Origin of the sequence: Pseudomonas sp. GW531-T4 (genome assembly GCF_017349615.1) — a bacterium.
GTDB lineage: Bacteria > Pseudomonadota > Gammaproteobacteria > Pseudomonadales > Pseudomonadaceae > Aquipseudomonas > Aquipseudomonas chlororaphis_I.
This window is the reverse complement of record NZ_JACMZT010000030.1, coordinates 1-17512: the sequence shown is the minus strand read 5'-3', so window position 1 is coordinate 17512 and position 17512 is coordinate 1. Positions and strand designations below refer to the sequence as shown.

The window sequence follows — 17512 nt, the reverse complement described above, 5'->3', positions numbered from 1 at the left end:
GTTAGCGTTCGCTGGTGGCGCGCAGATTGTCGGAGGTATAGAAGTCACGCTTGAGTCGCGGGTTGCCGGTACTTTCGGTGAGCCAGCGGTGGTCGTTCTTGCCCACGCCTATGGAGGTCATGTCGTACAGGTAGCGACCGTCGACCAGGTTGTATTGCGCCTGGGCTTCCATGTCGCAGGTACCGGTCTCGTAGACAGGAATGGTGTAGCCTTCACGGACTTTCCAGATTTGCCCCTGCTTGTCGTAATCGACTGCCATCAGGGCGTTCCAGCTGTCCTCATCGATATAGAACAGGCGCTTCGGTGCCTGGTGGCGCATGCCCGGACGCACGGTGGCCTCGACCACCCAGACGCGATGCAATTCATAGCGGCGGGATTCGGGGGCGATGTAATCACGCTTGGCCACATCCTCGATTTTCGCCAAGTTGTCGTAGGGGCCGAAGGCGTTGTAAGGCACCAGCAACTCCTGCTTGCCGACCAGCTTCCAGTCGAAGCGATCCATCGGCCCGAAGAACACGTTCGACTCATCGATGGTGTACTGGTTGTCCAGGCCGATTTGCGGCGCGTCATAGGAATAGGCCGGCATGCGACGCACACGGCGCTGACCGGGGAAGTAATAGAAGGTGCTGGCCTGCTCGCCAGCCTTGGTCGTCACCACGCCGGCCTGCCCGGCAAGGGCGGCGGGATCGTAGTAGGAGAAGTAGGTGGCGACTTCCAGGCGATCGACCGAAGAGAACAACGCGCTGCCCTTTTCTCCCCACGGCGTATACATGAACCAGTCGGTCGAGGTACGCAGCCAGTCCTCACTGCCTTTGCGTGGCGAGATGCCGGAAACGGTCTTGGACATTTCAAAGCCAACGCCCCGGTAACGCATCTTCATGTTCCACATCACCTCGGCGCCGTTGCTCGGGAACGGGAACGGAATGCCGGGTACGTAGGCTTCCTGCAGTGCCAGGCCATCGGCGTCCAGCTTGGCGAAGCCGACATTCTTCTTGGTGTTGTCCGCGACGAAATCCGGTACGCCGCAGCTGCGACGGGTCGGGTACACGTCCATGCGATACCCCGGGATCTTCTTGAACAGTTCCACCTGGCCAGGAGAGAGCTTGCTCGCGTATTTCGCGACATTGCTCGAATCGATGCTGAAGAGTGGCTTGTCGCCCTTGAACTTCCAGTGTTGGCCCCGCGGCTGGCCATGGCTCCAGCCAACCGCCTGCGGGCCCGGCGCCGTCCAGGCCGGGATCACCCCATCGGCGCTGGCCGCGACCTCCCCGCCCAAGGGCGTCAGCTTGCTGCCCAGTGACGCCGGATCCTTGTCCGCTGCCTGAGCGCTGCACATGACAGCCGATACGGCCAATGCCAGGATCAGTTGCCTGGTTCCACCACCGATGGAAATCCCGGCGCCCGGGTACTCAATCACGTCTTTCATTGGAAGATCCTCATGGGCCTCGAGCGGCAGCGTGCGCTCCGGGAAAGCCGCAACACGTTGCCTGGGCTAATCTAGTCAACTGACTTGATCAAATGACCAAGTCCATTGATCAAGAGGCAAACCTGATGCCAAGATTCCATGGCTTTGGATTTCTCTTTTTGTATCAAGTGTTTAAGTTCGGGCAATGGATTCGGCGGACGAAATGCTGTCCTGCCCTGCCGCGGTTTGTTTCGTCGGATCGCACCAGAATGGGAATTCACGAAACACTTGTTACCTAAATTGGTTCAAACAGGCATACACATCACTGTGATGCTCCGCAGGCCCTGACGCGCTCGGAGCGCTTGCTGTAGCATCCGCCAGCACTGACACCGCCAAAGCCGCAGGTACGGCGCGAGCGCACTAGGGGAGATTGCTGATCCATGGCCAGAATGGGTGCTGAATTACGCAGGCAGGATTTCGTCGAGGCGACGGTCAAGGTCATTGCCGAACACGGGGTCGCCAATGCAACCACGCGGCGCATCGCCGCTGCCGCCGGCTGCCCGCTGGCGTCGCTGCACTACGTGTTCCACACCAAGGACGACCTCTTCTATGCGGTCTATGAGTCGCTTTTCGATCTGCCCCATCAAGCCCTGGAACACGTACCCACGGGTACCACGGCCGCGGAAAAGGCTGCCGAGGTGCTTCGCCAATTGATTGCCTGGCTTACCAGCCACCCCGACGTGGCCAGGGCGCAAACCGAGCTGTTTTTCTGGGCGATGCGCAACAATCCCGAGCTGGCGAACAAGATCTACTCGGTTGCTATAGAAGCAACGGAGCAGGCCCTGGAGCGCGCCATGGGGGCGCAGCTCGAAAAGCCCTTTCTACAGGCCGCAAGCCGCCTGCTCATTCACCTGGTCGATGGCCTGATCATTGCCTGGTCCGCCCATGACGACCTGGCGCGCCTGGAGAGCGAAACCGAGACAGCCTGCAAGGCGCTGGCACTGTTGGTGGCCAGTCACTGAGTCCTGTTCGAACATCAACAGGCCTATCAAATGCTGCTGACCAGATGGCCTCCATCCACGGCCAGTACGCTCCCGGTCATGAACCCACCGGCATCGCTGGCGAGCAGCAGGAACGGTCCCTCCAGCTCATGAAGCTGGCCCAGGCGGCGCATGGGAATCAGGTCACGGATGTAGCTCTTGGCCTTGTCACTCTCGAAGAACGCGGCATTCATCTCGGTCTTGAAGTAGCCCGGAGCAATGGCGTTGACCCGGATCCGGTAGCGCGCGAGCTCCAGCGCCAGTGACTTGGTCAGTTGCACCACGCCGGCCTTGGCAGCGCAGTAATGGCTGTAGCCAGTGCCGACGCGCAGCCCGAGTATCGACGCGATGTTGACGATGCTGCCGCCACACCCGGCCTTGGCCAGCCGTTGCGCGGCGACCTGGGCCACCCGCCAGACGCCGTCCAGGTTGGTCGCCAGCATGGCGCGCCACTCCTCTTCGCTGATCTCCAGCGGGCGCTGGCCGTTACCGATGCCGGCGTTGTTGAGCACCACATCAACCACTCCGAAACGCGCCTCGGCAGCGTCGAAAGCTGCCTCGACGCTGGCCCGATCGGTGACGTCGAGAGCGACCGACAGCACCTGGGCGCACTCCCACTCGACATCCCTGGCCACTTGCTCGAGCCGATCGAGGCGCCGCGCCGCCAGTACCACGCGGGCACCGGCGCGAGCGGCAATCCGCGCCAGGTGCGCACCGATGCCGCTCGACGCGCCGGTGATCAGCACGGTCCGGTCGGCGAGGGAAAAGTTCTGGGCGAAATCGTGACTCATCGGTACACCTCGATAAAGAATGGCGGCACGTCTTGCGTGGACAATGCACAGGGTGTTGTGCAGGCAGGTTGGACCCTCTTTCTTCGGGATCGGGCCAGGCTGAGGTTGATGCGTGGTCGCCCCCAGGCCTCGCCCTCCCCCGGAGAAAGGGGGAATCTTCAGATTCGTTCGATGCGGGTCTTGCCAGCGGCGACCAGGCGCTCCAGCAGCGCCGCCGGGCGGAACCACATCTGGCCGTACTCACCGAGAGCCTGGCGATAGTGGAGGATGCCGCAAAGCACCTGGTCCAGCCCCAGTTGCTCGGCGTAATGCAGCGGGCCGCCAAGATGGGCGGGAAAACCGTAGCCGTTGATCCACACCAGATCGATGTCGCTGGCCCGCAGGGCGATACCCTCGTCCAGTAGCTGGATGCCCTCGTTGATCAGCATGAACAGGCAGCGATCATGTATTTCCAGGTCTTCGATCGCGCGCCGGGGAACGTCAAGCTCACCGGCAAGCTGTTCTGCCAGCGCGGTTACCTCGTAGTCTTCCTGGCGGTTCTGGCCCTCGTAGAGGTAGAAACCCCGCCCGGTCTTCTGCCCGTAGCGTCCCAGGGCGCACAGTTCCTGCGCGATGCAGCAGTAGCTCTGATCATGGGCCGTGGCGGCGCGATTGGCGTCGCGCGTCAGGAAGCTCACGTCGATGCCGGCCAGGTCCAGCATGCTGAACACTCCCATGTTCAAGTCCAGGCCTGTGAGTACGCTATCGACCTGCGCCGGCGTTGCGCCTTCCAGTACCAGGCGATGGGCTTCGCGTGCATAGGGCTCGAGCATGCGCTCGCCGATAGCACCCTGGCCGGCGCCGGAGATCACCGGCAGCTTGCCGATCCGCTTGGCGATCTGCATGGCGCTGGCCAGCACCTCTGGCGCGGTGGCCTTGCCGCGCACGACTTCCACCAGGCGCATGACATTGGCCGGGCTGAAAAAATGCAGGCCGATCACATCCTGCGGACGACCGAGGCTCGCCGCGATGGCATCGATATCCAGCGACGACGTGCTGGTTGCGAGAATCGCGCCTGGCTTGCAGACCTGTTCCAGGCTGAGGAACACCTGCCGCTTGACGCCCGGCTTCTCGCACAGCGCTTCGATAACCAGGTCGGCGTCGGCCAGATCTTTGTAGTCAAGGGTGCCGAACAGCAGGTCCATGCGTTGCTGCAGCTGTGCGGCGCTCATTTTTCCGTGCTTGACGCTGGCCTGGTAGAGCTTGCGGATCTGCATCAGGCCGCGATCCAGCGCGCCACCCTCGGGCTCAAGCAGGGCCACGGGGATACCGACGTCGGCAAAGCTCATGGCAATGCCGGCACCCAGGGGGCCGGCGCCGATGACCGCGACCTTGTCCAGCTTGCGCGGGGTAATGTCCGGCCCGATACCTGGAACGCGCCCGGCCTCGCGCTCAGCGAAGAACACATGGCGTAGCGCCTTCGACTGGCGGGACGCTTCGGCCTGCTTGAACAGCGCCAACTCGCGGGTGAGCCCCTCTTCCAGCGGCAACAGGCAGGCGGCCTCCAGCGCCGAGAGCACCAGGCGCGGGGCCAGGCGGCTTTTCCAGCGAGGTTCGTGCTCGGCGCGGTAGCGCGCGAGGAAGTCGTCCGGCAGGTCCTCGGCCGGCTTCGGCCAGGCCTCCGCCGGGCGCGCCGGTGCACCGCACTCGATCAACTCGTTGGCATAAGCGCATGCCTCATCGAGCAACTGCTCGGCGCTGCTGGCGATGCGGTCGAGGATACCCAGCATGCGGGCGCGTTCGGCGTCTATCTGTTCACCCGAAAGAATCAGGTTCAGCGCCGACTCGGCACCGATCAGCCTGGGCAGGCGCTGGGTCCCGCCCGCCCCGGGCAGCAGGCCCAGGTTGATTTCCGACAGGCCGACCCGGGTGCCCGGCTCCCCCATCCGGTATCCGCAGGCCAGGGCCAGCTCCAGGGCGCCGCCCAGCGCCAGCTTGCCCATGGCGGCAACCAGGGGCTTGGGGATTTCGGTCAGGCGGACCAGGGTGCTGGGCAGGTCCGGCTCGGCAAAACAGGCCTCGGTGCCGAATTCGCCGATGTCGGCACCGGCACTGAACAGGCCATGCTCGCCATAAAGAATGATGGCCTGCACCCTGATGTCAGCCGCCGCGCGCTCGCACGCCTCAATGATGGCGGCGCGCAGCGGTTGGCTGAGTGCATTGACCGGCGGACGGGACAGGCCGATCAAGGCCAGGCTGCCTTCGAGACGGAAGTGGATCAGGTCGCACATGGGAGATCCTTAATTGGTATTACCAGGACTGCGAACGGGTGTTGTGCATTTCATCGGGGCTGTCGCCGCGCATGCGCTCGTGGGCTCATGGGGCCCTGGTCGTCAAAAGTTCCTGAAGACTTCGCCGATGCTGGCAACGGGGTAATTCTGCGGGGAGCTGGCGGCGGCCCCCGAAGCCACAGAGCCAAAGGAAGCCAGCGAGTAAAACGAGTGAATGGAGTAGACGGCGAGTGAAACCAGCGTCACGGCCAGGCAGGAAAAAAGGAATGGGCGCATCGAAAACCTCCGTCATTCGGCCGGGGCCAAATGCAGTGTCTTTTGTTATTGAGGGTTTCGATTCTGGGGGCTGGTACAGGCAAAAGCTTTGCAGATCACGCCACAGAATATGCAGATCATGACGCTCAAAAAACCTGACCATGGCGATTGTCCAGCCGCGGCGAAACCGCGCCCTGGAGGTCAGTGCGCGGTGACGGGTACGGGAACGAGAAGAGAGATTTCCTCATGGATTGCCTGAGGAAATAATGTCTCAGATGAAGTATCTTCATCGCTTTTCGTTGAAGCAATGAGCTTTTCCTGCACAATACCAGCCATTGAAATTTGATCCGAGACCGACTGATGTCCCTGACCCCTCAAGACGAACGACTCATCAAGGCGCTGGCGCTGGCCATTGTCGACCACCCTCGGGCGACGCTCAAGGAACTGGCTGAATCCGCCGGGGTGAGCAAGGCCACCCTGCACCGCTTCTGCGGCACTCGCGACAATCTGGTGCAGATCCTGGAAAGCCACGGCGATACGGTGCTCAACCGGATCATCGCTGCCACCAATCTGCAGCAGGATGAACCTCAGGAAGCACTGCGTGGCCTGATTAACGAACACCTGGCCCCGGCGCACCGCGAAATGCTGGTATTCCTGCTGTTCCAGTATCGCCCCGACACCTTCGGCATAAATGGTGAAGCTACAGGCCTGCAACCCTACATCGATGCCCTGGATGCGTTCTTCCTGCGTGGCCAGCAAGCGGGCGCCTTTCGCATCGACATCACCGCTGCGGTCTTCAGCGAACTGTTCCTGACCATGGTCTTCGGCATGATCGATGCCGAACGCCGCGGTCGCGCGGCCAGCGCCAATTCAGCCAACGTGCTGGAACAGATGTTCCTGCATGGCGCAGCCGCGGCGGTGAGCCCCAAGTAGCCTGCTCCAGGCTTATCAATCGACATCGCTGCCCCGCTCTACTGCCCCATTCTCCAGCCATGGCGCAGGCCAAAAAAAGCCCCGCGACCTGAAGGTCCACGGGGCTAAAGCTCGGTTGGATGCGCCAACCCAGGAAGTTATTGCCGACCCTTATCTGCTGGCCTGCTCGGCCTGGTGTCGTGCAGACGGCCAGCCCCCGCCCAGGGAGCGGAACAGGTCGACCAGGGCAATCTGCCGCTGAGTGCTGGCTTCGATGAACAGCGTCTCGTTGACGAAGCTGCTGCGCTGGGCGTCCAGATAACGCAGGTGACTGTCCACGCCCCCTTCATACCGGGCCTTGGCCAGCTTCAGCGACTCGCTGCTGGTGTCGGCCAGGGCGCGCCGGGCCGCCTCTTCCCGACGCAGGGTATCGGTGGCCGCCAGGGCGTCCGCCACTTCGCGAAACGCCGTCTGGATAGTGCCTTCGTACGCCGCCACGGCGGAGTCCTTGCGGGCTTCGGCGAGGCTCAGGCCGGCACTGTTGCGACCGGCGTCGAACAACGGCAGGGACAGGTTCGGCACGAAGCTCCAGGAGCGCGAACCGCCATCGAACAGACCGGACATCTGTGCGCTGGAGGTGCCGAAGCTGCCGGTCAGGCTGATGCGCGGGAAGAACGCCGCGCGCGCCGCGCCGATATCGGCGTTACGCGCCTGCAGGCGATGCTCGGCGGCGAGGATGTCCGGGCGCCGCTCGATCAGCGCCGAGGGGGTGCCCGGCGCGATGTCCTGGACCAGCATCGGTTCCTTGCGCACACCTTGAGGTATCGACTTCGCGGCGTCCGCGGTGCCGAGCAGCAGAACCAGCGCGTTGAACGCCTGCTGCTTCTGCCGTTGATTGCTTTCCTCTTCGGCGCGGGACTGCTCCACCAGGCCCAAGGCCTCCTGGTAGTCCAGCGCGGTCGCGGTACCGGCCGAGCGACGCTGGCTGATCAGGGCGAAAGAATACTCGCGGCTGGCCAGGGTCTGTTGCGTCAGGTCCAGGCGGCGCAGGGCGCCATCATGAATCAGGTAAGCCTGGCTGACCTCGGCGATCAGGGCGATCTGCGCAGCACGCGCGGCTTCTTCGGTGGCAAGGTATTCCTGCAACGCGGCATCGCTGAGGCTCTTCACCCGACCGAACAGGTCCAGCTCGTATTCAGGCAGCGACAAGCCCACCTGATAGCTGCTGACTACGCCCGACCTGCCGTTGTTGGACAGGTCGGCCGGTACTCTCTGGCGATTGCCCGAAGCACCCGCGTTCAGCCCCGGCACCCGGTCGGCACGCTGGATCCGGTACTGCGCCCGGGCCTGCTCGATGTCCAGCAGCGTCTGGCGCAGCGAGCGGTTGTTGTCCAGCGCGGTCGTGACCAGGCGGCGCAGGTCGGGGTCGACGATAAAGGTTTGCCAGACCATCTCGTTGACTGCACTGCCCCGCTGATGGGCCTGGCCGCTCCAACTGTCGGCCACCGGCGCGACAGGACGTTCATAGGTGGGCGCCAGCGAGCACCCGCCCAGCGCCATGGCGATCAGAAGCGTAGAAAAGGCTGAGATACGCATGGAGTCACTCCTGGGCCAGGGCCGGTTGTTCGATGGGGGCCGGTTTGCTGCGCAGCATTGACAGCACCCAGACAAAGCAGATCGGTACGAAGAGCACACCCAGCAAGGTCGCGCTGAGCATGCCGCCGATCACCCCGGTACCGATCGCGCGCTGACTGGCCGCGCCGGCACCGGTGGCCAGCGCCAGGGGCACCACGCCGAGAATGAAGGCCATGGAGGTCATGATGATCGGCCGGAAACGCAGGCGGGCCGCCTCGATCGCCGCGTCGCGCAGGCTGTAGCCTTGCTCCCACAGTTCCTTGGCGAACTCGACGATGAGGATCGCGTTCTTCGCCGCCAGGCCGATGATGGTGATCAGGCCGACCTTGAAGTACACATCGTTGGGCAGGCCGACCACCATGACCGCGAGCACCGAGCCGATCGCGCCGATCGGTACGATCAGCATCACCGTCAGGGGGATCGCCCAGCTCTCGTAAAGAGCCACCAGCAACAGGAACACCACCAGGATGGCGAGGGCGAACAGTTGCGTCGCCTGGCCGCTGGAAACCTTCTCCTGATAGGACAGGCCGGTCCATTCGTAGCCGATACCGGCCGGCAACTGCGAGGCCAGGCGCTCGATTTCTTCCATGGCCTGGCCGGTACTGAAACCGGGCCCGGCGTCGCCAACGATGCGGATCGACGGATAGCCGTTGTAGCGCACCAGTTGGACCGGCCCCTCCTCCCACTTCATGGTCACGAAGGCGCTGAGCGGTACCAGGTCGCCCTTGGCGTTGGGCACATACAGCTTGAGCACGCTCTCCGGAGTCATCCGTGCGCCCTGCTCGGCCTGGATCACCACGCGCTGCTGACGCCCGGCGTTGGTGAAGTCATTGATCACGTCCGAGCCGAAAGCCGAGGACAGCGTGCCGCTGATGGTCTCGAAGTTCACACCCAGGGTGCGTGCCTTCTCGCGGTCGATCACCAGGCGCAGCTGTGGCGCCTCGGCCAGGCCTTCCATCATCGCGTAGAGGAACTTGGGGTTGCCATAGACCTGGCTGAGCAGCGTATCCCGGGCTTGCAGCAACGCCTCGCGGCCAAGGCCGCCGCGATCCATCAAGCGCAGCGCGAAACCGCCGGAGTTGCCCAGGCCATCGATGGGCGGTGGCGACACGGCCATGATGGAGCCATCGCCAGGCATTGCGAAATGTTCGTTGACCGCCGCGATTTCCGCCTCGGCCGACTGTTGCGCACTGCGTTGCGACCAGTCCTTGAAGGTCGGGAAGGCCAGCGCAGCGTTGTCACCCTGGCCGGAGAAGCTGAAGCCCGAGACCAGGAACACCGAGGCCACCGCCTCGCGGGACTTGAGGAAACGCTCGAGTTCTTCACCGGTGGTGTCGGTACGGGAGCGGGCTGCGCCGGGCGGCAGTTGCACGTCGACCACCATGTAGCCCAGGTCTTCCGAAGGCACGAAGGCTTCCGGCAGGCGCAGGTAGAAATAGCCGAGTACGGCGATGATGCCGACGTACACCAGCATGAAGCGCGAGGTGCGCGCCACCAGCTTCGTGTTCAGGAACGAGTAGCGTTCGGTGGCGCGGGCGAAACCCCGGTTGAAGGCGCCGAAGAAGCCGCGCTTCTCGTGGTGCCCCTCGGGAATCGGCTTGAGCAGCGTGGCGCACAGCGCCGGGGTGAAGGTCAGGGCAAGGAAACCGGAGAACAGGATCGATACCGACAGCGATACCGAAAACTGCTGGTAGATGACACCCACCGAACCGGCCATGAACGCCAGCGGCAGGAACACCGCCGACAGCACCAGGGTAATGCCGATGATGGCCCCGGAGACCTGCTGCATCGCCTTGATCGTGGCCTCGGCCGGAGAGAGCCCCTCTTCCGCCATGATCCGTTCGACGTTCTCCACCACCACGATGGCGTCGTCCACCAGGATACCGATGGCCAGGACCATGCCGAACATGGTCATCATGTTCACCGAGAAGCCCAGCAGGTACATCACCAGCAGCGTACCCAGCAGGCACACCGGCACCACGATCGATGGAATCAGCGTATAGCGCACGTTCTGCAGGAACAGGAACATCACCAGGAACACCAGGACCATCGCCTCGATCAGGGTGTGGATCACCTTCTCGATGGCCACGTCGACGAAGCGCGAGGTGTCGTAGGGTACGGAATACTCCATGTCGTCGGGGAAGAATGCCGACAGCTCGGCGAGGCGCGCCTTCACCAGGGTGGCGGTCTCAATGGCGTTGGCGCCAGGCGACAGCTGGATCGCGCCGCCCACGGTCGGCTTGCCGTTCAGGCGCGAGGAAAGGTTGTAGCTCTCCTTGCCGACTTCCAGGCGCGCGACATCGGCCAGCTTCAGCAGGGAGCCGTCTTCGTTGGCGCGCAGCACGATCTGGCCGAACTCATCCGGATTGTCCAGGGTCCCCTTGACCGCCAGCGTCGCGGTCAGCTCCTGCTGGGAGCTGCCCGGAGCGGCACCGAAGGCACCGGCCGGCACCTGGACGTTCTGGCCACGAATGGCATTGCTCACGTCGTCGATGGACAGCCCGTAGCCCACCAGTTTCTGTGGGTCGATCCAGACGCGCATCGCCGCTTCGGAGGAGAAGAACTGCAACTTGCCGACGCCCGGCAGGCGCCGCAGCTCGTTGTTGATGTTGCGCGCGGCGTAGTCACCCAGCGCCGTGGTATCGCTACGCTCCACATCTTCCTTGTAGCTGAGGGCGTAGATCAGCAGGAAGCCGGCACTGGACTGCTCGACCTGCAAGCCCTGGGTCAGCACGGCTTGCGGCATGCGCGCCTCGGCCTTCTTCAGGCGGTTTTGCACGTCCACCTGGGCCAGGTCCGGGTCGGTCCCGGGCTGGAACGTGACCACGATCTCGGCCACGCCGTTGGAGTTGTTGGTCGACTCGAAGTAGAGCAGGCCCTTGGCACCGTTGAGCGACTCCTCGAGCACGGTGGTGACCGAGTCCACCAACACCTTCGCCGAGGCGCCGGGATAGGTGGCAGTGATGGTGATCTGCGGCGGCGCGACGCTGGGGTACTGCGCCACCGGCAGCTTGGAAATGACCAGCAGGCCCGCCAGTGAAATGAACAGCGCCACGACCCAGGCGAAGTTCGGGCGCTTGATGAAGAATTGAGACATCGGAAAATCCTCGCGGCGAACTCGGCCTTACTGTTTCGACTCAGGCAACTGAGCCTGGGCCTGCGACTGGCTAGGCGTGACCTTGGCACCCGGTTGCAGGCCGGCCAGACCACCGACAATGACCTGGTCCCCCGCCTTCAACCCTTCACTGATCTGCCAGCGAGAACCCTGCATGGTGCCGGTGCGCACCGCGCGCGCCTCGACCCGCTCGTCCGCGCCGACCACGAACACCTGGGCGCTGCCATCGCTGGTGCGTTGCACCGCACGCTGCGGCACGAGGATCGCCTGGTTATCCGTTCCCTGCGGCGTGCGCACCCGCACGTACATGCCCGGCAGCAGAGTGCCGTCGGCGTTATCGAATTTGCCGCGCAGGACAATCTGCCCGGTGCCGCGATCCACGGCCACATCGGTGAACAGCAGTGAGCCCTGGCGCTCGAAAGGCGTGCCTTCAACGCGGATCGACAGCACCTTGTTGTCGTCGCCGGAGAGTTTTCCGTCCTTGAGCAATTCCCGCAGGCGCAGCGCATCCGCCGCCGACTGAGTGAAATCGACATACACCGGGTCGAGCTGCTGAACCCGCGCCATCAGCGTGGCGTCACCCTGGCCGACCAGAGCGCCTTCGGTTACCAGGGCGCGGCCGACACGGCCGGAAATCGGCGCGGTGACCGAGGCATAACCCAGGTTCAGCCGGGCGCTTTCCAGATCGGCCTGGGCCGAACGGGTCGCGGCCTGGGCACTGCGCAGGTCGGCGGTGGCGCTGTCGAAGTCCTGCTGGCTGACCGCCTCGATCTTCACCAGCGGTTCGTAGCGCTTGACTCGCGCCTGCGCCTCCTGCACTGCGGACTGGGCACGCGCCAGCTCGCCTTCGGCCCGCGATACCGCCGCCTTGAGCGGCGCCGGATCGATCTGGAACAGCAGGTCGCCGGCCTTTACATCAGCTCCCTCCTCGAAACGTTTTTTCATGACGATACCCGCCACCCGTGCACGCACTTCCGCCACACGCATGGGCTCGACCCTGCCCGGCAGCTCCGAGGTCAGGGCCAGGGGTTCGGTCACCGCCGCTACCACGTCTACCGGACGCGCCACTTCGGCCACGCTCTCTTGTTCATTCGCCGGACCGCATCCGGCCAGCGCAATGGCTGCTGCCAACGAGCCTGCCATCCCTATTGCACGCAAATTGCCCATAAATCACCCGAGGCTTGATTGAAAACGACTCGAATGCTACTTTCTAAATCCCAATGAGTCAACAATGTCTCATATGGGTAATATTTGTCATATTTCAGAAACCTGGATAGTGACCTGCACAGGTGCCCATCCGGAAAATCCATCCGAGGCTTGGTGATGACCCCGACTTCCCATGATGAACATCTGCTCAAGACGCTGACCTTGGCGGTGGTCAATCGACCGCGCGCCACCATGAAGGAGCTGGCGCAATTGGCGGGGGTAAGCAAGGCGACACTGCATCGCTACTGCGGCACACGGGAAAACCTGGAACACCAGTTGGAGGCGTACGCCGAGGGCACGCTCGAGCGGATCATCAAGAGCGCCGGGTTGCAGCACGCCGAGCCGCTGGAGGCACTGCGCCGCCTGATCAGAGAACACCTGGCCCATCGTGAGCTGCTGGCGTTCCTGATGGTGCAATACCGCCCCGACTTCCTCGACTTCGAACGCGGCGACGCGCGCTGGCGGCCTTACATCGAAGCGCTGGACGCGTTTTTCCTGCGCGGCCAGCAAAAAGGCGTGTTTCGTATCGACATTACCGCGGCGATCTTCAGCGAACTGTTCATCACCCTGATCTACGGCATGGTCGATGCCGAACAACGCGGGCGCGCGGCCAATGCCAATTCAGCCCGCACACTGGAGCAGATGTTTTTGCATGGAGCCCTGTGTCCCGGCGTGTCGAACGAGCGTTCGCCCACGCCGGAAACGGCTCTTTGGGTGTGAGTGCGCGCCCTCAGAAATGGCCGAGCGCTTCGCTGATGCTGGCAACCGGAGGGTGCTTGGGTTGATGGTGAATCGTCTTGTTCGAAGGCTGAAACTGAAAATAGACGGCGCCCGAGATCAGGGCGACAACCAGGAAAGCGGACAGGAACCGGCGCATCGAATACCTCCATCATCCAGCCTCGGGCTGAACGCAGGTCTTTTGTTATTGGTGATTCGAGTCTGGTCGCCGGCAGGGGTAAAAGCTTTGCAGATCGCGCCAGTTATTGTGCAAATCCTGCCAGACGCGACTCGGCTCGGGCGCTCTGGCAACAGGCGGGTGTCAGGCCGGCAGCCGCGCGCCTGGCCACGCCCCATGGCTCACTCGAGGGCTTGAGATGACGTCTACTGTCCGAGGCACCGCCCTGCTTGGGTTCACTGAGTTTGTCAGCAGCCTGGGGCTCGATCCGTCCCAGGCCCTGGCTGAGGTCAAGCTGCCCGCAGACCCGTTACCCGGGCAGCTTTCCGGCGTGCAGTTCAATGCCTTGATCGAGCTGTGCGCACAGCGTGCGAACAATCCCCTGTTCGGTCTGCAGTTCGGCCTGCGCCAAGGGCCGCAAGGGCTAGGGCCGCTGCTGTACGCAATGCGCAGCACCGGCAACCTGGGGGAAGCGCTGACGCTGCTGACCCGTTATTTCCATGTCCATAGCGATGGTGCGGAAGTGCGTCTCGAACGACAGGCCGGCAGTGCCCTGCTGTTGTACGACATCACCGACGGCGATCTGACCTCGGTGCGGCAGACCGTGGAGCTGGCCATGGGCGTGGCCGCGCACTTGCTGCATGACTTGCTGGGGCACGCCTGGAAACCGCGGGCCTTGATGTTGCGCCATGCTGCCGCCGCGGACCGCGGAGCCTACCGGGCCCTGCTGGGTGTGCTTCCGCGCTTCGACAGCCCGGTCAATGCCTGGGTATTCGATGAGTCGCTGCTGGCGACCCCGCTGGGCCCGACGGATGCCAGATGCCAGCAACTGGTCCAGCAGCATATCGACGAGCTGGCCCGGGTGACGCTGCAGGAGCTGCCGTCCTACGTGCAGAAACTGTTGCGCAGCCGGCTTGCCGGCGGCCAGGTGACGATACGCCAGGTCGCCGAGTACATGATGATCAGCCCGCGTACCCTGCAGCGCTATCTTCAGGCCCAAGGCACTGGCTTTCAGGAGCTGCTGGACAAGACGCGCCAGGCAATGGCCACGCGCTATATCTGCGACTCGTCGATCAGCCTGACGCAGCTGGCCAGCCTGCTCGGTTACGCGGACCTGAGCGCCTTCTCCCGGGCCTTCCACCGCTGGAACGGCATGAGCCCGCAAAAGTGGAAGCAGCGTTTGCAACCCCCTCATCGGCAATAGAAGTGGCGGAACATGACGATCAATCCTTTCATTCGCGCACTCAGCCTTGCGGGTTTCGACAAATTCGCTGCCCGTCAGGGTCTGGATCCGACCCATATGTTGCGCTGCGCTTCCCTGCCGCCGGCATCCCTGCGCCGTCCGGAAGATATCTTGTCCTTCCGTCGCTACTGCGAGTTGCTGGAGCTCTGCCAGCAGAGCTCCAGCAACGCGTTGTTCGGCCTGGAGTATGGGCTCTACCAGGGGATCGATGTCTTTGGCGATATTTTCTACCTGATCCACAACACCAGGACCGTCGGTGATGCGCTGTTCGAACTGCGGACCCACTACGGGTTTTACAACGGCGCGGCGCAAATCGGCCTGGATGTCGTCGACGGCATGGCACTCCTCAGCTATCGGGCCGGTGAACAGGCCGTTCCCGGACTGCCCCAGGCAGAAGAGCTGGCCTGTGGTGTCGGCCTGCGACTGATGCGCACCTTGGCAGGCGGAGACTGGCAACCCAAGGCGGTGCTGCTTCGCCACCCTCCCCTTGGCAATGAGTCGGCCTATCGGCGGGCGCTGGGTATTACGCCGACGTTCGCCGCGGCCCACACCGGGCTGCTGTTCGACGCCTCGGTGCTGGCGCTGCCACTGAGTCTTGCCGATGAAACCCTGCACCAACTGATGGCTGAACATCTGAGCGGCATGGAGCGCCTGGCCGCGGACGAAATGCCGGGCTACGTCAGGCAATTGCTGCGCAACCTGTTGCCCAGCGGTCGGGTCACGATCGAGCGGGTTGCCGACTGCATGGCGATAAACCCACGCACACTGCAGCGCCGCCTGGCGCAGGAAGGTACCTCCTTCCAGCGACTGCTGGATGAGACCCGCCAGGGAATGGTGCACAACTACCTGAAAATCCCCTCGATCAGCATGACCCACGTGGCGCAACTGCTCGGCTACGCCGACGTCAGCACCTTTTCCCGAGCATTCAATCGCTGGTTCGGCATGTCCCCGCTGGAATGCCAGAAGCAGTTGGGGTTACGCAGACAACCATTTCTGCTTCAGAGCCGGTTGAATGATCGGCAAAGCCGACCGTGAATATTGCTTTTTAAGTCCAGATGAATTCCACCAGGGGTGGTTTATCGTCACGGCGCGCCTCACTAGAGTATCCAGGCAGGGGCGACAACGGCTCTCCTGATTATTTCTGGACCCGACCTGAATCGCCTCGTATTGCATTGACTGCAGCCATCGCGAATACCACATCCTGGTTATGAACCTGTCCCCTCCCCCAATCCCGGATGTTGCCGGGTGTTTGGAGCATCGCAATGAAAACTCGTACTTTCCTTATCACCGGAGCCAGCAAAGGCATCGGCCGTGCGCTTGCGAACCAATTGTCCCAAGCGGGCCACCATGTGGTCGGCATCGCTCGCAACAGCGACGATCCAGACTTTCCCGGCACCCTTGTTGCCCTCGATCTGGGCGACCGGGAGCAGACCGAAAAAACGCTGGCGGGCCTGGTTTCACGTTATGCCTTCGATGGTTTGATCAATAACGTTGGCCTGGTGCGCCCGCAGGCTTTGGGCGATGTACAGCTCGACGATTTTGATGAAGTCATGCGGATCAACCTGCATAGCGCCTTGCAGGCAACGCAAGCCTTGCTGCCGGGGATGCGCAATCGAGGTTGGGGAAGGATTGTCAATATCTCCAGCCTGACCATCCTGGGGATCCCGCACCGTACCGCCTATGCCGCGGCAAAAGCCGCGCTGGTCAGCTTCACGCGCTCCTGGGCATTGGAGCTGGCAACCAGCGGGATCACCGTCAACGCCGTTGCTCCAGGCCCCACGGAAACCGAGTTGTTCCGTGCCGGGAATCCGCTCGGCAGCGACGGTGAAGCACGTTACCTGGCGAGCGTTCCCATGGGCAGGCTCGGTCAGCCGGATGAAATCGCGGCGGCCATCGCTTTCCTGTTATCGGAACAGAGCGGCTTTATCACTGGCCAGACATTGTTTGTCGATGGCGGAGCGTCCATTGGCAAATCGACGTTCTAACGACAATGCCTGTGGCCGTTGGTAGCCAATAGCCAACGCCTTACAGCTCGGACAGCCAAATGCGCACAGACTTTCCGCCGATGCCTGATAGCTTAAGGCCATCCAGCGGCATGCCCCATAAGCAGAGCTGCTGCGGACAAGACATGGAGGTCTGGCAGTCATCGTTCATCGAAGGCTGTTTCTATCAGGGACAAGGATCTGAAGCCGACGACTACCACCTCATCCTCCATGACCCGACATTCGCGCTCGCCACTTGCTGGCCTGCAGTGCGCGATGTGTGCAGTACGTGCCGGTGCTCTCCCAAACGCCCTGTTCCACGAGGAACAGCACTCGGGAAAACCACCCGGCACAATGGATTCCGGAAACCATTCAATAAACGGGGCGGACTCCGAAAAGCCAGACGAGTAGGAACTTATATATGGAGATATATCGTATGTCGGCTCAAGAGAACTTTGTTGGCGGATGGACTCCTTATCACAAACTGACCCCAAAGGATCAGGAAGTATTCAAAGAAGCCCTGGCCGGGTTCGTGGGTGTGCAGTACACACCTGAACTGGTTTCGACCCAGGTCGTCAACGGCACGAACTATCGCTATCAATCGAAAGCGACGCTGCCTGGCTCGTCGGAAAGTTGGCAAGCGGTAGTGGAAATCTACGCGCCTATCAAAGGCAAGCCGCACATCACCCAGATCCACCGGATCTAAGCAGGGACAAACCCGTCGGGTCGCGCACAGGTTGCGCGGCCCGATGGTTCATCGCGA

The 17512-nt window shown here is 62.8% G+C and carries 14 protein-coding genes; 7 read left to right on the top strand and 7 right to left on the bottom strand.

Annotation, left to right across the window (positions count from 1 at the left end; genetic code table 11):
- Position 1: 1 nt before the first annotated feature.
- Positions 2-1426 carry a DUF1329 domain-containing protein gene (locus tag J4D28_RS21565; protein ID WP_009049043.1) on the bottom strand — a complete coding sequence of 475 codons (1425 nt, stop codon included), beginning with the start codon at positions 1424-1426 and terminating at the stop codon, positions 2-4.
- A 419-nt stretch (positions 1427-1845) separates the two neighbouring features.
- On the opposite strand from J4D28_RS21565, the gene J4D28_RS21560 reads away from it, so the two are divergent.
- On the top strand, positions 1846-2427 hold the full coding sequence (locus tag J4D28_RS21560; protein WP_028683984.1) for a TetR/AcrR family transcriptional regulator: 582 nt from the start codon (positions 1846-1848) through the stop codon (positions 2425-2427).
- 26 nt (positions 2428-2453) lie between these two features.
- Here J4D28_RS21560 and J4D28_RS21555 read toward each other — a convergent pair whose 3' ends face one another.
- Positions 2454-3236, bottom strand: a complete 783-nt coding sequence (locus J4D28_RS21555) for an SDR family NAD(P)-dependent oxidoreductase (protein WP_028683983.1) — start codon at positions 3234-3236, stop codon at positions 2454-2456.
- A gap of 158 nt (positions 3237-3394) precedes the next feature.
- The gene (locus J4D28_RS21550; protein ID WP_028683982.1) at positions 3395-5506 is read right to left on the bottom strand and encodes a 3-hydroxyacyl-CoA dehydrogenase NAD-binding domain-containing protein; all 2112 of its coding nucleotides are present in this window, start codon (positions 5504-5506) and stop codon (positions 3395-3397) included.
- Between the two features lie 615 nt (positions 5507-6121).
- Here J4D28_RS21550 and J4D28_RS21545 point away from each other — a divergent pair.
- On the top strand, positions 6122-6694 hold the full coding sequence (locus J4D28_RS21545) for a TetR/AcrR family transcriptional regulator (protein ID WP_009049039.1): 573 nt from the start codon (positions 6122-6124) through the stop codon (positions 6692-6694).
- 150 nt (positions 6695-6844) lie between these two features.
- Here the strand turns inward: J4D28_RS21545 and J4D28_RS21540 are convergent, their stop codons facing one another.
- Genes J4D28_RS21540 through J4D28_RS21530 form a run of 3 tightly spaced genes read right to left on the bottom strand, consistent with a single transcriptional unit; the run spans position 6845 to position 12590 of the window.
- On the bottom strand, positions 6845-8269 hold the full coding sequence (locus J4D28_RS21540; RefSeq protein ID WP_009049038.1) for an efflux transporter outer membrane subunit: 1425 nt from the start codon (positions 8267-8269) through the stop codon (positions 6845-6847).
- A 4-nt stretch (positions 8270-8273) separates the two neighbouring features.
- Positions 8274-11405 carry an efflux RND transporter permease subunit gene (locus tag J4D28_RS21535; RefSeq protein WP_009049037.1) on the bottom strand — a complete coding sequence of 1044 codons (3132 nt, stop codon included), beginning with the start codon at positions 11403-11405 and terminating at the stop codon, positions 8274-8276.
- Positions 11406-11432: 27 nt separating this feature from the next.
- A complete protein-coding gene (locus J4D28_RS21530; protein ID WP_103331576.1) occupies positions 11433-12590 on the bottom strand; it encodes a MexC family multidrug efflux RND transporter periplasmic adaptor subunit in 1158 nt (385 codons plus the stop codon).
- A gap of 156 nt (positions 12591-12746) precedes the next feature.
- On the opposite strand from J4D28_RS21530, the gene J4D28_RS21525 reads away from it, so the two are divergent.
- Positions 12747-13349, top strand: a complete 603-nt coding sequence (locus tag J4D28_RS21525; RefSeq protein ID WP_009049035.1) for a TetR/AcrR family transcriptional regulator — start codon at positions 12747-12749, stop codon at positions 13347-13349.
- Between the two features lie 10 nt (positions 13350-13359).
- Here J4D28_RS21525 and J4D28_RS21520 read toward each other — a convergent pair whose 3' ends face one another.
- Positions 13360-13506 carry a hypothetical protein gene (locus J4D28_RS21520; protein ID WP_016703002.1) on the bottom strand — a complete coding sequence of 49 codons (147 nt, stop codon included), beginning with the start codon at positions 13504-13506 and terminating at the stop codon, positions 13360-13362.
- A 217-nt stretch (positions 13507-13723) separates the two neighbouring features.
- Between J4D28_RS21520 and J4D28_RS21515 the strand changes: the two genes are divergently transcribed.
- From J4D28_RS21515 to J4D28_RS21500, 4 genes are all read left to right on the top strand, one after another.
- Entirely contained in the window at positions 13724-14728 is a 1005-nt protein-coding gene (locus tag J4D28_RS21515) for an AraC family transcriptional regulator (RefSeq protein ID WP_009049034.1), read from the top strand.
- A 12-nt stretch (positions 14729-14740) separates the two neighbouring features.
- Positions 14741-15802: an AraC family transcriptional regulator gene (locus J4D28_RS21510; protein WP_009049033.1), complete on the top strand. Its 1062-nt coding sequence runs from the start codon at positions 14741-14743 to the stop codon at positions 15800-15802.
- Between the two features lie 227 nt (positions 15803-16029).
- Positions 16030-16752: an SDR family oxidoreductase gene (locus J4D28_RS21505; protein WP_016702999.1), complete on the top strand. Its 723-nt coding sequence runs from the start codon at positions 16030-16032 to the stop codon at positions 16750-16752.
- A 433-nt stretch (positions 16753-17185) separates the two neighbouring features.
- Entirely contained in the window at positions 17186-17455 is a 270-nt protein-coding gene (locus J4D28_RS21500; RefSeq protein ID WP_009049031.1) for a hypothetical protein, read from the top strand.
- Positions 17456-17512: the final 57 nt, after the last annotated feature.